Raw genomic sequence first — 16,730 nt, 5'->3', positions numbered from 1 at the left:
TACATACTGAAAGGGTATGAATTGTGTTGCGTTCGTTTATGGAGTTTTTTAACGCTTATTATCATTATCATCTGCATGGCATTCCGCGCAACCCTCTAAGAACAGGGCTTTTGGCTGAATTTATGCATAAAAATGCAATTTTATCGCGGTATTGATGAATAACTTTTTGTTATAAAAGAATTTTAATATGTTCAAAAATGAAGAAGTCATAGCGTGAGTTTTTTTCGCTCACCTGTTCGTTTGCCTGTTTTTTAAACAGGCAAAATGATACAAATCACAAATAAAACAAATTTATTTTTGCCGATTCTGCAACAACTTCGCCATATTAATAGAGTCAACGAGCTGTGCCCGGTTCACCCTCGGCGAGTTTAAATCCATAACTTTTTGCCAAACTGAAATAGCCTGGGCGTAGTCTGCCTGCATAAACGCATCTGAGGCTAACAACATCAGCGCGGTGACCTCTGCCGGGTCCAGCGCCAAGGCCTTATCAATCATCTCGCGAGTGGGCGGCGCCATATGTTGTCCGGCCTGGTAATACAATACCGTTGCCATCGCTGAATAGATCTCAGCATTTTCACCGCCGACACGCAGCGCCTGCTCGTAGGCCAGCAGCGCATTATGATACGCGTTTTGCCAAAGATAGTACTCCCCGAGTTGCGCCCATTTCACGCCGTCCTGTGGATTGGCTCGGATCTGCGATTGCAGCAAAAGCAACTGTTTTTCCTGAATATTTTCATCAGAGAAAGCATGTAAAGGGTCCGCCAGTCGCGTCTGCTCCTGACGAACCGCCTGCCATTTTGGCGTCAACAGGTAGCCTCCAATGCAAGCCACAACCATCAGTACTGCCGCAACGGTCAGCCGCTTCACGGGCATTGGGCGTAACAGCGGCTCGCACTGGCTCATTATTCACCTTCCTCCGTATGCTGACGTCTTCTCACTCGCCAGACCACTACACCTACCAGCAACAACAACAGGCACGGCAACGCCCACAGCAGCAGCGTTTGTTCATTCAGCGGCGGATTATAACGAACGAAGTCACCGTAACGCTCGGTCATCCAGGTGGTTATCTCGGCTTCACTTTTCCCTTCCGCCACCATGCTGTAAACCTGATGGCGCATACTGACCGCTACCGGCGCATTGGATTCCAGCAAATTTTGGTTTTGGCACTGTGGACAACGCAGCTGGCTGGCAATAGACAGCGCTTGTTCCTGCTGTTGCGGATTTTCAAAGCGCCAGGTATCCACAACCTGGGCATGCGTAGCGAAAGTAATGAAAAACAGGACGAGCGTTAGGAGTAATAACTTTCTGCCGGATGGCGCTGCGCTTATCCGGCCTACGGTTTGCGCACCTTGTAGGCCGGATAAGGCGTTTACGCCGCCATCCGGCAACGCTGTGATTAATTTACGCATCGCGTTTCCTTCCTCGCCATCCGCTCAGCAGCGCGCCAAAGACCATTAATAGTCCCCCACCCCAAATCCAGCGCACGCCGGTCTGCACGTACAAGCGCATGGCATAACGGTCTGGTCCGGTTTTTTCACCCATTACCGCATACCAGTCATGCATCAGGTTCCAGCGGATCCCCGGCTCCATCATCTGTTGACGACGCGCGGCATAGAAGCGCCTTTCAGGTTGCAGGCTGCCAATGCGTTTCTCATTGTGCCACAGCGTGATCTGCGCTTTTTCACTGGTGTAGTTACCTTTGGCTTCCAGGTCGAGACGCTCAAAACGGAATCTATGGTCACTCCCGTTTTTGCAACACCGATTTTGACGACAAGTTGGCTTGCTTGAATCTATCCGGCGTCTGAATGGGATTTTATTCCCGCGCCTCGATGAGTTCCGCGCCTGATGAACCTCCAGAAAATATACGGCTTCAATGAGCCTTTCCGTTTTACAGGTTCCTCAACAGGCCGGTGGGCCGTTAGTATCATCAATATCAGTATTCGCAAAACCAGATGAATGATTGTTTAAACTGGTGTATTTCTGCCTTTATGCTTCGTAAGTTTGCTGTCGCGCCGTCAGTGCCCAGGCTATTCTGGCCAGCTTGTTTGCCAGAGCACAGGTGACGACAAAGTTGCTTTTCCGACACAACAACTCCCTGACCCAGTCGGCCAACTTGCCAGACTGGTGTTCCAGTTTTTGTATGAATACCCTGGCACACTGAACCAACAAAGTTCGGATCTTTTTGTTGCCCCGCTTGCTAATCCCTAACAATGTCGTCCGACCTCCCGTGCTGTACTGTCGGGGTACCAGCCCTGTTGCCGCCGCAAAGTCACGGCTGCTGGCGTACTGCTTCCCGTCGCCAATCTCAGTTGAAATAGTACTGGCAGTCAGCGTTCCAACGCAGGGAATACTCAGCAAGCGCTGTCCAACCTCATCTTCGTCCAACTTTCGTTTCAACTGAGATTCCAGATCTTTAATCTGCTCAACAAGATAGTGATAATGCTGTTGTAATTTCAGCAGTAACTGGCTGAGATAAAGAGGCAAACTACTGTCCTCAAGAAGGGTACTCAGTCGACTAATAACGGCAGCACCTCGCGGAACGCTGATACCAAATTCCAGCAGAAAAGCATGCATCTGATTAGTTGTTTTCACCTTATCCTGAACCAGGGATTCACGGACACGATGCAGAGCTCGCATTGCCTGCTGAGATTCGGTTCTGGGCTGCACGAAACGCATAGATGGACGTGATGCTGCTTCACAGATAGCTTCAGCATCAACGAAGTCATTTTTGTTGCTTTTAACGAATGGGCGGACAAATTGCGGTGATATCAGCTTTGGAAAATGCCCTAACTCTGCCAGCTTGCGTGCCATAAAGTGAGAACCGCCACAGGCTTCCATCGCGATGGTTGTTGCCGGGCATGTCGCCAGAAATTCGATTAGCTTTGGTCGGGTGAATTTTTTACGGTAAACGGCCTTCCCACGATGATCCTGACAATGAATATGGAAAGAGTTCTTACCCAGATCGATACCAATAAGCGCAACGTTTTCCATGATGGTTCTCCGAATGAAAGCCTGTCCTCAGCATAGTACTGGGAAGGAGGGAGTGACCATCTCATTAAATGTAACCCGCCAGTTCAACCTGCTGCCCAGGGCTCAGGTTCAGGCTTATCTCCTGACGACTCCCGCTGGAAAAGACGATCCCCGCCGCAAACACCAGCACTCCGGTATGCGCCAGCAGTGCCGGAAGTTGGATGCGGAAAGACACTTTGCGGCTTCTGACCATTGCCAGCACAATAACCAGCAGCATCAGTAGGCCAAAGGGCAGCGTAGCGCGGTTAAAGTACGGTGCGCCCACGGAAAGCCGCCCCCAGCCGAACAGCCCGTAAATCATCGGGTAGAGCGTGCCAATCAGCACAATCAGCAGCACTGCACTAAAGAGCAGCAGCGCAACCAGAATCAGCATCTCGCGTGACCAACCGCCAAAACGAGCATTCTGCCGGACTTGCTGGCCCCGCCAGGCGTACAGCCCGAGCGAAGCCAGACTCAACACGGTAAACAGCGCAAACAGCGGCGCGGCACGAACGTTATCCAGCGCGAAAGCATGCACCGAAACGAGAATGCCGGAACGCACAATCAGCGTCCCCAGCAGCGATAAAATCAGCGTGACGATCGCCAGCAGCAGCGACCAGTGGCGGAAGATCCCGCGCTGGCGCGTGATATACAGGCTATGTAGCAGCGCGCTGGCGGAAAGCCAGGGTAATAAGGAAGCGTTTTCTACCGGGTCCCAGAACCACCAGCCGCCCCAGCCCAGCTCGCAGTAGGCCCACCAGGAGCCGAGGATAATCCCCAGTGTCAGCGCGCACCAGCCGGGCAGCGCCCAGCGCCAGCACACCCAGGCGCTCTGCGCATTAAAGTCACCGCGCAGCAGCGAGGCCAGCGCCACGCCTGCAGCCACCATTAATCCCCCGTAACCCAGGTACAGCAGCGGTGGATGGAGGATTAACCCAAGATGTTGCAGCATCGGGTTAAGGTCGCGTCCTTCAATGGCTGGCGGAAAGATACGCACGAACGGATCGGACCATACCACCACAAACAGCAGCAGCAGGGCCGTTATCATTGAAAGGACACTGAGCGTCAGCGGAAACAGCGCGTTGGTATTACGCCGATAGTGAAGAGCAAACAGCGCGCTCCAGGCGGAAAGAAACAGCACCCACAGCAGCAGCGATCCTTCATGACCGCCCCACACCGCCGCCAGTTTTAATCCCCACGGCAGCAGGCTGTAGCTGTGCTGGGCAACGTAGACCACCGAAAAATCGCTGGTCAAAAAGCAGAATACCAGAATGGTAAAGGCCAGTAGCAGCAGGGCAAATTGCGTCCACACGCCCACGCTTGCCAGGCGCATCACCCCCTGCCAACGCTGGCGGACACCTACCAACACGGCAAGCGGGGTCAACACGTTGACCCCGAGGCTTAATAACAGCGCCAGAAAACCGGCTTCAGGAAGGAGAACGTCCAGATATCACCTTACGCAACGGTTAGCTGACCCGCATAGAGGATAAAAAAGCGCAGCAGCAGTACGCCGGTCAGGCTAGCGCCGCACACTGCCAGCACGCCATGAAACGTCGAACTGCGGTTGGCCCAGGGTTTTAGCAGCATCGGCAGTATCAACCCAAGCCCGGCCACGCCAAGCCAGAACCACCAGGTCCAGAATCCGCCGCCCAGTGCCGCCGCCAGCGCACGCATTTTGCCGTCATCGCCCAGCGCCAGACCAACAAAGAACGCCGCCAGCAGGAAGATCTCCAGCCATACGACCGGGACTTCCATGCGATGCACAAAGTGCGCTTCCGTACTGTGCGGATTGCTACGATGACGTAACGCCATGGCGATCAGTGCCACCGCCGCACCGGAGGAGATCCCGGAGAACAGGAACAGCACCGGCAGGATCGGGTTATTCAGGAACGGGTAGGATTTCAGCGCCGACAGCAGGAACCCGGTATACGCCCCGAGCAGAACCGCCAGCACCAGCATCAGCGTCTCAAGCGCGCGATGGAACGGCGTGATTAGCGTCAGGAGTTTTGACACCATCATCAGTCGCGGCACGAACCGCTGTTGCAGGGCAATCACCTCTTTTTCAAAGATTTTTGCCAGCCACAGCACTAACACCACCATGTACAACTGGAACAGCATGACCCCCATCGACATCACCGAAGTGAAGCTGTAGTGGAACATCAATTTCCAGAAGGTCCATGGACGCGTCAGGTGGAACACCAGAATTAACAGACCGAGGATAATCGCCCCCGGCCCTAACACCACCGTGGTGCGCAGCAGCGTGCTGTCTGAACCGCCCGCCTCCGGATGGAAACGACGCAGCAGAATCGCCAGCGTAACCAGTCCGGCTGAGATGCCAATCAGGAACAGATAGATGGCAATGGGCCAGTCCCACACCAGTGATTCGAAATGAAATGCAGAAGCGGATGTCATTGGCTCACCTCCCCAAATTTAAAGGGAACGCGGTAGACCTTCGGTTTTGTGCCTAACGCCAGCTTGTAACGGTAGGTGGTTTTCTGCTGCAACAAGCGGGAGATATCGCTGTTAGGATCGTCCAGATTACCAAACGTCAGCGCCTTCGTCGGACATGACTCAACGCAGGCGGGCTGTTTGCCCGCTTTCAGGTTGGTTTTCCGGCAGAAATCGCATTTATCCGCCGTTTTGCTCACCGGATGGATAAAGCGCACACGATAAGGACACGCGGCGATGCAGTACTGGCAGCCAACGCAAAGGTCCGGGTTCACATCCACAATGCCGTTGGCGGCATCGCGATACGATGCCCCCGTCGGGCAGACGTCAACGCAGGGAGCATGGTCACAATGCTGGCACGAGTGGCGGAAGAAACGATATTTCACATCAGGAAACGTCCCTTGCGGCTCGCTGCGAATAATCGTCAGACGCGATACGCCTTCCGGCACGTTGTTCACTTCCCGACAAGCATCCATGCAGGCCGTACAGCCAATGCATAAAGACTCATCATGAACCATACCGTAACGCACACCGTTGATGTTCAGCGTCTTCGCCACAACGCGCCCCGCCGTCCCGCTCACTGCCACCAGCGCGCCGACGCCGGTGATAAACTGGCGACGAGAGCAACTCATGGATGCTCCTTAAGCAACGGAACCGACGCCGGGTTAAAGTTCGGATTGTTACGTTGATCGCTGTGGCAATCGACGCAAATCTTGATCCGTCCTTTATCGCTCAGCGTCTGCATCGTGTCTTGCTTCGGATGCAGTGAGTGACAGCTGGCACACGCCACTTTGGTTACGTGGACATCGTGCGGCCAGAACGCTTTTTGCAACTGCTCAGGCAGGTGACAGGACATACAGACACTGTTCTGCTGCTCCACGTTGTACATCGGCTCATTAAAGCGCATCACATCTTTCACCCCTTCGCGGTGGTTCGGTGACGGCTGGCCGTGACAATTGGTGCAGGTGACAGGCAGTTTGTTATTCGGGTTGATGGCTTCCGCATGCTTACCATGCATGCCTTCGGTATCCGGCTTGTGACAGTCCAGACAGGCGGCATCCGGATTACGCTGTTGGGTAACCGTCCAGCGTTGATCCGACTCCTGCGGCGTTGGCGTGGCAGTGATTCCACTCAGGCTCCATAACAAGCCTGACGCCAGCACCCCAGCAGTTAATAACGAACGTAATACGCTCATATTCACTCCGTTGAGTTATCCGCCCCTTGCGGGGCGAAATGGGGTTATTGGCTTAACAGACCGTTTTTACGCGCCTGATCTTCCCACTGCGGAATCACCGTTTTGATGAAGTCCTGCTTCTCAGCATTGATTTGCTGCATGTTCAGACCAATCGCCGCCTGGGCTTTCTCTTTGGTAGAGATATCCGGTAACGGGATTTCATGCGTGATGCCTTTGGTCGCCAGCAGACGGACCAGTTTGGTACGTGCGTCAGCGGCTTTATCCATTGCGCTACCCAGCATCCGCAGACCTTCTTCCGGGGCATGCATGTGAATACCGTGTGAGGCGATAGACAGGTCCCAACGCCATTGCGCGTGACGGATATCTTCCAGAATCGGCTTCATTTCCGCTTCGGTCGCACCCGCATCCCATGCGGCTTTCGCTTCGAAGTGCGCACGAACAAGCTGGTCTTCAACTTTGATTTTCAGGTCATGAATGGCCTGTTTACGCTCGGCGACCACTTTTTGCAGGGACGCTTTGTCCTGGGTGTGGCAGTTCGCACAGGTCTGAGCGAAGTTATCGAACGGATTACCAATCTTATGGTCGGTGTAAATCTTGCCTTCCGCGTTCTGCACTTTCGGCATGTGGCAGTCGATACAGGTCACATTGTTCTTGCCGTGAATGCCTGCGCTCCAGGTTTCATACTCCGGGTGCTGCGCTTTCAGCATCGGGGTTTTAGACAGGGAGTTGGTCCAGTCAGAGAAGGCGATGGTGTCGTAGTACTTCTCCATGTTCTCGACTTTCATGCCGTCGTCCCACGGGAACTTAACGGCTTTGTTTTTACCGTCGAAGTAGTATTCCACGTGGCACTGGCCGCAGACCATGGATTACTGGTCAAAGCGACCGGCTTTCTCAAACGGTTTGCCGATGGTTTCCATCGCGCGCTCAGCATAAGGACGCGACAGCGTCAGTTCTGGCTTGCCTTTGGCAAAGTCTGGTGACGCGGTGTTATGGCAATCGCCGCAGCCAAGATTATTAACAATTTCAGGACCGCCGCGCGCCCATTTACCGTGGAAGTAGCCATCTTCACCGTCTTTCTGGATCAGACGCGCCACATCCGGGCTTTTACAGCTCCAGCAGGCCATCGGCAACGGACCATCTTCTGCCGTTTTGGGTGCGCCGGTACGTAAGGTTTCACGAACATCGGTCACTGCATACGCGTGCCCGCGCGGTTTGTTGTAATCGCGCGAGAAGGGATATCCCGCCCACAGGATCACCAGACGAGGATCTTCTGCCAGCGCATCTTCACGGGCTGATTGCTCAGACGTGGCTTTCCAGGAGAGATATTGATCGGGATGCTGAGGGGCGAAGACTTCATTCTTCGCTTCAACGGTGACGGTTTTTGCGGGTACGGGGGTTTGTTCAGCGTGAACTGCAGAGATAAATAATAAAGGTACTAACAGGCTGAAGAAACGGCGTACGCGTGATTTTATCCTTGCCATAGGGGTCTCATCCAGATGACGCCATTATCTGCAATGGCGGTTCTTTTATTGTTTTCCATAACAGCAACCACACGAATACTGTCATGACATTGCTCCACCCTATTTGTAACAAGAAACCACACTGAAAATGTTGTCTTTAATCAATTGTAAGTGTATGTAAAATACCACTTTAGAGTTAGTAACTCCCTTTGATTGCACCCTCTTTTGTCTAATTCAGAGACAGATCACCTTTTCAACAATCCTTTAGATAACCACATGTTATCGCGAGATTTAGTCAATTTTGCTAACTCCCTTCAAAATTCAGTTTGTCGCTAATTTGCACAATTCGTTTATTGCGTGATCTGCCGCGCAAATACTAAACAAAACTCTCAAAGCCCCTACATTTAACGTTTATGAGACATATTATTAACATCCTACAAGGAGAACAAAAGCCATGAGCCAAATACATAAACACGCTATTCCCGCAAACATTGCGGATCGTTGCCTGATAAATCCGGAGCAGTACGCAGAGAAATACCAGCAATCCGTTAACGAACCCGACACATTTTGGGGCGAACAGGGAAAAATTCTTGATTGGATCAAGCCGTACAGCCAGGTGAAGAACACTTCCTTCGCACCAGGCAACGTGTCGATTAAATGGTACGAAGACGGCACTCTGAATCTGGCCGCAAACTGTCTTGACCGCCACCTGCAGGTAAACGGCGATCGTACCGCCATCATCTGGGAAGGCGATGACGCAACCCAAAGCAAAAACATTACCTATCGCGAGTTGCATCGCGATGTCTGCCGTTTCGCCAATACGCTACTGAATTTAGGCATTAAAAAAGGTGACGTGGTGGCCATTTATATGCCGATGGTGCCGGAAGCTGCGGTCGCCATGCTGGCCTGTGCCCGTATTGGCGCGGTGCATTCGGTCATCTTCGGTGGTTTCTCACCGGAAGCCGTCGCCGGACGTATTATCGACTCCAATTCACGCCTGGTGATCACCGCCGACGAAGGCGTACGCGCCGGGCGCGCTATCCCACTGAAAAAGAACGTCGATGATGCGCTGAAAAATCCAAATGTGAAAACCGTTGAACATGTGATCGTTCTCAAACGTACCGGTGGAAAAACGGAATGGCAGGAAGATCGCGACCTGTGGTGGTCCGATCTTATCGAGAAGGCCAGCTCAGAACACCAGCCGGAAGAGATGAACGCGGAAGATCCGCTGTTTATCCTGTATACCTCCGGCTCAACCGGCAAGCCGAAAGGCGTGCTGCACACTACCGGCGGGTATCTGGTCTACGCCGCCACCACCTTTAAGTACGTGTTTGACTACCATCAGGGCGATATTTATTGGTGTACCGCTGACGTAGGCTGGGTAACCGGGCACAGCTACTTGCTGTACGGTCCGCTGGCCTGCGGCGCAACCACGCTGATGTTCGAAGGCGTGCCAAACTGGCCTACCCCGGCGCGTATGTCGCAGGTTGTGGACAAGCATCAGGTCAATATTCTGTATACCGCACCGACCGCCATTCGCGCCCTGATGGCGGAAGGCGATAAAGCGATTGAAGGTACTGACCGTTCGTCACTGCGTATCCTGGGTTCAGTTGGCGAGCCGATCAACCCGGAAGCATGGGAGTGGTACTGGAAGAAGATCGGCAACGAAAAATGCCCGGTCGTCGATACCTGGTGGCAGACTGAAACCGGTGGATTCATGATCACCCCGCTGCCGGGCGCCACCGAACTGAAAGCCGGTTCTGCAACCCGTCCATTCTTTGGCGTACAGCCTGCGATTGTCGATAACGAAGGTAATCCGCTGGAAGGCGCGACCGAAGGCAATCTGGTGATTACCGACTCGTGGCCGGGCCAGGCGAGAACGCTGTTTGGCGATCACGAACGCTTTGAGCAAACCTACTTCTCTACCTTCAAGAATATGTACTTCAGCGGCGACGGCGCGCGCCGTGACGAAGATGGCTATTACTGGATCACCGGACGTGTGGACGATGTGCTGAACGTCTCCGGCCACCGTCTGGGAACGGCTGAAATCGAATCGGCGCTGGTGTCGCATCCGAAGATTGCCGAAGCCGCGGTGGTGGGGATTCCGCATAATATTAAAGGCCAGGCGATCTACGCATACGTTACGCTGAATCACGGTGAAGAGCCGTCACCTGAGTTGTACGCCGAGGTTCGCAACTGGGTGCGTAAAGAAATTGGCCCGCTGGCAACGCCAGACGTGCTGCACTGGACCGACTCACTGCCGAAAACCCGCTCCGGCAAAATTATGCGCCGTATTCTGCGTAAAATCGCGGCGGGCGATACCAGCAATCTGGGCGATACCTCGACCCTCGCCGATCCTGGCGTCGTGGAGAAACTGCTCGAAGAGAAGCAGGCCATCGCGATGCCATCATAACCATAACTGTGAAATGCCCGATGGCGCGCAGCTTATCGGGCCTACAAATCCTATCCCTACCCCTCCCCTGACCGGGAGGGAAATATAAAAACCCTCCCCCAAAGGATTTCGCGTTGCAGGAAGGCGGCAAGCGAGCACATCCCCAGGAGCATAGTTCACTATGTGACTGGGGTGGGCGAGTGCGGCCAACGCACCTGCGGCGTTAAAGACGAAGGGGGTATCTCTGGAGACTCTGTGATGAATGACCAAATTTATCAGCGGATAGAAGACAGTGCGCGTTTCAGGGAGTTAGTAGAAAAACGGCAACGGTTTGCCACCATTCTGTCCATCATCATGCTGGCAGTTTATATCAGCTTTATTTTACTGATTGCCTTTGCGCCTGGCTGGCTGGGTACGCCGCTCCACGCGGGAACCAGCGTCACCCGGGGTATTCCGATTGGGGTCGGAGTGATCCTCATCTCCTTCATCCTGACCGGGATCTACATCTGGCGGGCAAACGGTGAATTCGATCGCCTGAACAATGCGGTTCTGCACGAGGTTAAAGCATCATGAAGAGAGTTCTGACGGCGCTTGCCGCCACGCTGCCCTTCGCCGCAAACGCGGCGGATGCTATTAGCGGTGCAGTCCAACGCCAGCCAACCAACTGGCAGGCGATTGTCATGTTCCTGATTTTCGTCATCTTTACGCTCGGCATTACCTACTGGGCGTCTAAGCGCGTACGTTCGCGTAATGACTACTACACCGCCGGCGGTAACATCACCGGTTTCCAGAACGGGCTGGCGATTGCGGGCGACTATATGTCGGCGGCATCGTTCCTTGGAATTTCCGCGCTGGTATTTACCTCCGGTTATGACGGGCTGATTTACTCACTCGGCTTCCTGGTCGGCTGGCCAATTATCCTGTTCCTGATTGCTGAGCGTTTGCGTAACCTCGGTCGTTACACCTTTGCTGACGTTGCTTCTTATCGTCTGAAGCAGGGTCCAATCCGTATTCTGTCGGCCTGTGGTTCCCTGGTGGTGGTCGCGCTGTATCTGATCGCCCAGATGGTCGGCGCAGGTAAACTGATTGAGCTGCTGTTTGGTCTGAACTATCACATCGCCGTCGTACTGGTTGGCGTACTGATGATGATGTACGTTCTGTTTGGCGGCATGCTGGCAACCACCTGGGTACAGATCATTAAAGCTGTTCTGCTGCTGTTCGGCGCCAGCTTTATGGCCTTCATGGTAATGAAGCACGTCGGCTTCAGCTTCAACAACCTGTTCACTGAAGCGATGGCAGTACACCCGAAAGGCTCCGCGATTATGAGCCCGGGCGGTCTGGTAAAAGATCCGATATCCGCCCTGTCGTTAGGTCTTGGATTGATGTTCGGTACAGCAGGTTTGCCGCATATTCTGATGCGTTTCTTCACGGTCAGCGATGCCCGCGAAGCGCGTAAGAGCGTATTCTATGCCACCGGTTTTATGGGTTATTTCTACATCCTGACCTTTATCATCGGCTTTGGCGCGATCATGCTGGTAGGTGCTAATCCAGAGTACAAAGATGCTGCAGGCGCACTGATCGGTGGTAACAACATGGCGGCGGTTCACCTGGCGAATGCGGTGGGCGGTAACCTGTTCCTCGGCTTCATCTCTGCAGTGGCGTTTGCCACCATCCTGGCGGTGGTTGCCGGGCTGACGCTGGCTGGCGCTTCGGCAGTTTCTCACGACCTGTACGCCAACGTATTCCGCAAAGGCGCAACCGAACGTGAAGAGCTGAAGGTGTCAAAAATCACCGTACTGGTACTGGGTGTGATAGCCATCCTGCTCGGCGTGCTGTTTGAGAACCAGAACATCGCCTTCATGGTGGGTCTGGCGTTCGCCATCGCGGCCAGCTGCAACTTCCCGATCATCCTGCTTTCCATGTACTGGTCGCGTCTGACCACCCGTGGCGCAATGCTGGGTGGCTGGTTAGGTCTGTTAACAGCGGTAGTATTGATGATTCTCGGCCCAACCATTTGGGTCCAGATCCTCGGTCACGAAAAAGCCATTTTCCCGTATGAATATCCAGCGCTGTTCTCCATCAGCATAGCGTTCCTCGGGATCTGGTTCTTCTCTGCTACCGACAACTCAGAAGAAGGCAACCGCGAACGCGAGCAGTTCCGTGCTCAGTTCATCCGCTCCCAGACCGGGTACGGCGTAGAACAAGGTCGCGCGCACTAACCTCCCCCTCTCCTCCGGCTTTCGGGCCGGAGGATTACATCCTTTCTTAGAACATCAGCCTCGCGACCAGCGGCGCCACCAATACCATCACCACACCGGAAAGCATCATCACCAGGCTGGCAACCACGCCCTCCTGCTGACCAAGCTCATAAGAGCGCGCCGTGCCTGCGCCATGCGATGCGGCGCCAAATCCTGCGCCTTTCGCCATTCCTTCACGAATGGAAAGGCGTAAAAACAGCACATCGCCGACCGCCATGCCGAATACGCCGGTCACCACCACGAACAAGGCCACCAGGTCCGGCTGCCCGCCCAATGGCTCTGCCGCTGCCAGCGCAAATGGCGTGGTGACGGAACGCACCGCCAGACTGCGTTGGATCTCATCAGGCAACATAAACAGGCGCGCCAGCCACACGGAACTGGTGACGGCCACCAGCGTTGCCGTTACCACGCCCGCCGTCAGCGACATCCAGTGACGCTTAATCACCGCAAGGTTGTCATACACCGGAACGGCAAAAGCGATGGTCGCCGGTCCTAACAACCACAGCAACCAGTGCGATTCACCAATATAGTTTTGCCAGGAGATATGGCCGAAGACTAGCATCAGCACCAGCAGGGCTGGGGTGAGAACTAATGGCATCAGCGGTAATTTACGAAAACGGCGATACAAACGCTTATTAGCAAAGTAGATACCCAGCGTAATCACCAGACACAGCACGCTTAGCTGAAAATTACTCACGGTTTAGCCTGCTCATTTCATAGCGATACACTTTATCCACCACCCACGCCGTTGCGCCGAGTACCATCAGCGTACTGATCGCAATAACGGCAAATATACGCCAGCCATCAACCAGCAACAGCTGCGTGTAGTTCACAACGGCGACCACCGCCGGGACAAAAAACAGCAGCATTTCAGCCAGTAACCAGCGAGCACCTGCGCGAATCCAGTTCAGCGGGATAACCCGGCAGACAATTAACGCCAGCATCAGCACCATCCCTACCAGGTTGGCAGGAAGCGGCAGATGCAGCCAGGAGACAAGATATTGAGCAAATACAAAGAGACCTGCGTACAACAGAACCTGAACGGGGATCTGGAGTCGATGAATAACAGCAGGCGTCACGCGGCTTATCGCCACAGCCATGAGGGTATGTCCTTAAAAAATAGAGAGCGCCAGTATAGAGAGCCCCCGTCCAGTACTGAAATGAATTAAACTCATTGCAGGCATAGTCTTAAGGAATAATCATGGATATCAGAACGCTGCGATATTTTGTTGAGGTGGTTCGTCAGCAGAGCTTTACTCGCGCAGCGGAGAAGCTTTTTGTCACCCAGCCCACCATCAGCAAGATGTTGAAGAACCTTGAAGACGAGCTTAATTGCACGTTGCTCATCCGCGACGGGCGGCGGTTGTTGTTAACCGACACCGGGCAGGTCGTTTTCGAACGCGGCCTGGCGATCCTCGCTGAGTTTCGCCAGCTTGAAGCCGAACTTAGCGACATTAATCACCTCAACAGGGGTGTGCTGCGCCTCGGTATCCCGCCGATGGTCGGTATGTTGATGGCCGGGCCTATCAGCCTGTTTCGCCAGCGCTATCCCGGCGTTGAGCTGAAGGTCTCTGAATTTGGCGGCTTAACCGTCCAGCAGGCGGTGATGAACGGCGATCTGGATGTCGCGATGACCGCGCTGCCGGTTGAAGAAGAGAGTGGTCTGGCGACCTTACCGCTTTTCAGTCATCCGCTCTGTGTGCTGGTCCCCCGCTCCGGTCAGTGGACAACATGCGAATCCATTTCCCCCGAGGCACTGGCGGAACATCCGCTACTGATCTACAACGAAGATTTCGCGTTGAGCCGCCAATTGCTTGAGCTGTTTAGCCAACACAACGTCAAGCCCCGCATCGCGGTGCGCAGCGGGCAGTGGGATTTTCTGGCTGCGATGGTACAAGCCGGAGTCGGGATTGCCATTTTACCGGAGCCGATTTGCCAGCGCCTGGATAAGCAAACATTGCGCTGGATCCCTCTGGAGAGTGATTTACGCTGGCAATTGGGCATGATTTGGCGCGAAGGCGTGTATCTGTCGCACAGCGCCCAGGCGTGGCTCAAATGCTGTGAAGGGTTTTGGCTACCGCAAGCGTCGTAAAATGCCGGATGCGGCGCAAACGCCTTATCCGGCCTACATCGGTTTTGTAGGCCTGATAAGCGTAGCGCATCAGGCACTCTCGTTTATTGGTTCTCGATCAACAGCGCTTCCAGCAAGTCCAGATCGTGCAGCAGCTTTTGCAGCGTTTCATTGCTGATTTCCCGCGTCGCGCGCAGATGATAAAGCTCCGCGCGTTCTGAACGCAACGCTGCCAGGCGGAAACGTCGCTCGAGGTTTTCTTCCTGCATCGAGCTTTCCACATCGTTGCGTCCGTCGGCGCGACGACGCAGGTTACCAATCACGCGGGAACTCACCTCGGTGAGTAACTGGTTATCGATGTTCTCTTCGGTGTCCGCGGCCAGTCGCTCCTCCATTTTCTGGATCGCGACAATCGCCACTTCTGCCGTAGCAGCGCGAGCAATACGTTCCTCTTTCTGCTGCTGCGAGTGGTCTGCCACTTCCAGATGTTGTAGCAGAATCGGCAACATCACCACGCCAACAAACAGCGAGAACAGAATCACGCCTGCGGCAAGGAAGATCAGCTCATATCGCGCCGGGAATCCGCTACCGTCCGGTAACAACAGTGGTATGGAGAGCACACCGGCGAGGGTAATTGCCCCGCGCACGCCCGCAAAAGAGGCAATCAGGATTTCACGCGTTGTCCAGGAGCCGAATTCCATTGGTTTTTTCTTCAGGAAGCGCAGACTGAATTTTTTCATCGTCCACAGCCAGCCAAAACGTACCAGCATCAGCGCCACGTAAATCAGCACGATATCGGTAAACAGCATCCAGATTTCAACGTTCGGATCGACCTCTGCCGCCGCTAAGGAAGACTCCAGAATCCCCGGTAACTGTAGCCCTAACAGCAAGAAGACCATGCCGTTAAACACAAACTCAAGCATTGCCCAGGTACTGTTAGCACGTAAACGCATCGCCAACGGTGCGCGGCGCATCACCCCGGAACGGGTGATCGTCATCCCGGCAGCGACCGCCGCGAGGATACCGGAAACGCCGATGTGTTCCGCAATCAGGTAAGACGCAAACGGCAGCAGGAACAGCAGGACGATTTGCGTTGCCGGCTCGTCACCGCCCCAGCGGCTGAGGAAGCGCAGGGAGCGCCCGTACAGCCAACTGACGACAAAACCAGCCAGGATACCGCCAATCGCCACTTTGAAGAACTCAAGCGTTGCGCCACCAACGGTAAATACCATCGTCCCCATCGCCACGGCGACGGCAAACTTCAGAGAGACCAGACCGGAGGCGTCGTTCATCAACGCTTCGCCCTGCAGGATGCCCATGATTTTCTTCGGTATGCGCCCCTCCCCCACAATGCCGGAAAGGGCAACAGCATCGGTTGGCGAAAGGACGGCGGCCAGCGCAAAGGCTGGGATAAGCGGTATCCCCGGCACCAGCCAGTAAATCATAAATCCAATGCCGACCACCGTGACCAGCACCAGCGCCAGCGCAAGGCCGAAGATCTCTCGCCCATGCTCGAGAAACTCACGCGTTGGCGTCTTCCAGCCATCGGCAAAGAGCAGCGGCGGGATGAACAGCACCAAAAACAGCTCAGGATCGAATTCCACATGCAAACCAAACGTCGGCCACGCCAGCAAGGCGCCGATAGCGATCTGCATTAGGGGTAAAGGGAGTTGGAAGGGCAATACGCGAGTAAATACCCCCGACAGCGAGACCACAAGGGTCATGATGAGTATGGTGAAAAAGATTTCCATGCGTTCCCTGTTTGCGATGTTTCTTATGATTGGTGATGAGAGGCGTCGTGCCTCAATTCTATCTAATTGAGAGTAACGCAAAAGACAACGAGTGTGTTCTGAAAATAAAAACGGGCGGCCAAAGCCACCCGTTTTGAGGATCTTTA

Annotated in this window: 12 protein-coding genes and 3 pseudogenes; 4 read left to right on the top strand and 11 right to left on the bottom strand. The window is 54.2% G+C overall.

Going from position 1 to position 16,730, the window contains the following annotated elements:
• Positions 1-291: 291 nt before the first annotated feature.
• From nrfG to nrfA, 8 genes and pseudogenes are all read right to left on the bottom strand, one after another.
• Positions 292-903 (bottom strand): heme lyase NrfEFG subunit NrfG, encoded by a 612-nt coding sequence (gene nrfG / locus E6P06_RS05580; RefSeq protein WP_139935029.1) that lies wholly within the window; start codon positions 901-903, stop codon positions 292-294.
• Positions 903-1,737 (bottom strand): annotated as a pseudogene (gene nrfF, locus E6P06_RS27910) (heme lyase NrfEFG subunit NrfF); the annotation flags it as partial. The gene nrfG and the pseudogene nrfF, both read right to left, overlap by 1 nt.
• Positions 1,738-1,986: 249 nt before the next feature.
• Positions 1,987-2,991, bottom strand: a complete 1,005-nt coding sequence (locus tag E6P06_RS05565; protein WP_094309343.1) for an IS110-like element IS5075 family transposase — start codon at positions 2,989-2,991, stop codon at positions 1,987-1,989.
• A 70-nt stretch (positions 2,992-3,061) separates the two neighbouring features.
• Positions 3,062-4,456, bottom strand: a pseudogene (locus E6P06_RS05560) (heme lyase CcmF/NrfE family subunit); the annotation flags it as partial.
• Positions 4,457-4,464: 8 nt separating this feature from the next.
• Positions 4,465-5,421 (bottom strand): cytochrome c nitrite reductase subunit NrfD, encoded by a 957-nt coding sequence (gene nrfD / locus E6P06_RS05555; protein WP_139935028.1) that lies wholly within the window; start codon positions 5,419-5,421, stop codon positions 4,465-4,467.
• Positions 5,418-6,089 carry a cytochrome c nitrite reductase Fe-S protein gene (nrfC, locus tag E6P06_RS05550; protein ID WP_005132585.1) on the bottom strand — a complete coding sequence of 224 codons (672 nt, stop codon included), beginning with the start codon at positions 6,087-6,089 and terminating at the stop codon, positions 5,418-5,420. Before nrfC ends, nrfD begins: the two co-directional genes overlap by 4 nt.
• Complete coding sequence (gene nrfB / locus E6P06_RS05545; protein WP_003031758.1) at positions 6,086-6,652, bottom strand: cytochrome c nitrite reductase pentaheme subunit; 567 nt, start codon at positions 6,650-6,652, stop codon at positions 6,086-6,088. Before nrfB ends, nrfC begins: the two co-directional genes overlap by 4 nt.
• A gap of 44 nt (positions 6,653-6,696) precedes the next feature.
• Positions 6,697-8,133, bottom strand: a pseudogene (gene nrfA, locus E6P06_RS05540) (ammonia-forming nitrite reductase cytochrome c552 subunit).
• A 433-nt stretch (positions 8,134-8,566) separates the two neighbouring features.
• Here nrfA and acs point away from each other — a divergent pair.
• From acs to actP, 3 genes are all read left to right on the top strand, one after another.
• Entirely contained in the window at positions 8,567-10,525 is a 1,959-nt protein-coding gene (acs, locus tag E6P06_RS05535; protein ID WP_139935027.1) for an acetate--CoA ligase, read from the top strand.
• A 237-nt stretch (positions 10,526-10,762) separates the two neighbouring features.
• Positions 10,763-11,077 carry a DUF485 domain-containing protein gene (locus tag E6P06_RS05530; protein WP_003031750.1) on the top strand — a complete coding sequence of 105 codons (315 nt, stop codon included), beginning with the start codon at positions 10,763-10,765 and terminating at the stop codon, positions 11,075-11,077.
• Positions 11,074-12,723, top strand: coding sequence for a cation/acetate symporter ActP (gene actP / locus E6P06_RS05525; RefSeq protein WP_003031747.1), 1,650 nt, complete (start codon positions 11,074-11,076; stop codon positions 12,721-12,723). Before E6P06_RS05530 ends, actP begins: the two co-directional genes overlap by 4 nt.
• 46 nt (positions 12,724-12,769) lie before the next feature.
• On the opposite strand, the gene E6P06_RS05520 is transcribed toward actP, so the two are convergent.
• Positions 12,770-13,459, bottom strand: a complete 690-nt coding sequence (locus E6P06_RS05520) for an LrgB family protein (protein ID WP_003031745.1) — start codon at positions 13,457-13,459, stop codon at positions 12,770-12,772.
• Positions 13,452-13,862 (bottom strand): CidA/LrgA family protein, encoded by a 411-nt coding sequence (locus E6P06_RS05515; RefSeq protein ID WP_003031742.1) that lies wholly within the window; start codon positions 13,860-13,862, stop codon positions 13,452-13,454. The genes E6P06_RS05520 and E6P06_RS05515 overlap by 8 nt, the downstream gene beginning before the upstream one ends.
• Before the next feature lie 101 nt (positions 13,863-13,963).
• On the opposite strand from E6P06_RS05515, the gene E6P06_RS05510 reads away from it, so the two are divergent.
• Positions 13,964-14,854 carry a LysR family transcriptional regulator gene (locus tag E6P06_RS05510; protein WP_003844732.1) on the top strand — a complete coding sequence of 297 codons (891 nt, stop codon included), beginning with the start codon at positions 13,964-13,966 and terminating at the stop codon, positions 14,852-14,854.
• 83 nt (positions 14,855-14,937) lie between these two features.
• On the opposite strand, the gene E6P06_RS05505 is transcribed toward E6P06_RS05510, so the two are convergent.
• Positions 14,938-16,584, bottom strand: a complete 1,647-nt coding sequence (locus tag E6P06_RS05505; protein WP_003031737.1) for a Na+/H+ antiporter — start codon at positions 16,582-16,584, stop codon at positions 14,938-14,940.
• Positions 16,585-16,730 lie beyond the last annotated feature (146 nt).

Source organism: Citrobacter sp. CF971 (assembly GCF_006385635.1).
GTDB classification, from domain to species: domain Bacteria; phylum Pseudomonadota; class Gammaproteobacteria; order Enterobacterales; family Enterobacteriaceae; genus Citrobacter; species Citrobacter freundii.
Note: the sequence above shows the minus strand (reverse complement) of the source record. Positions and strands in the feature narration are given on the sequence as shown.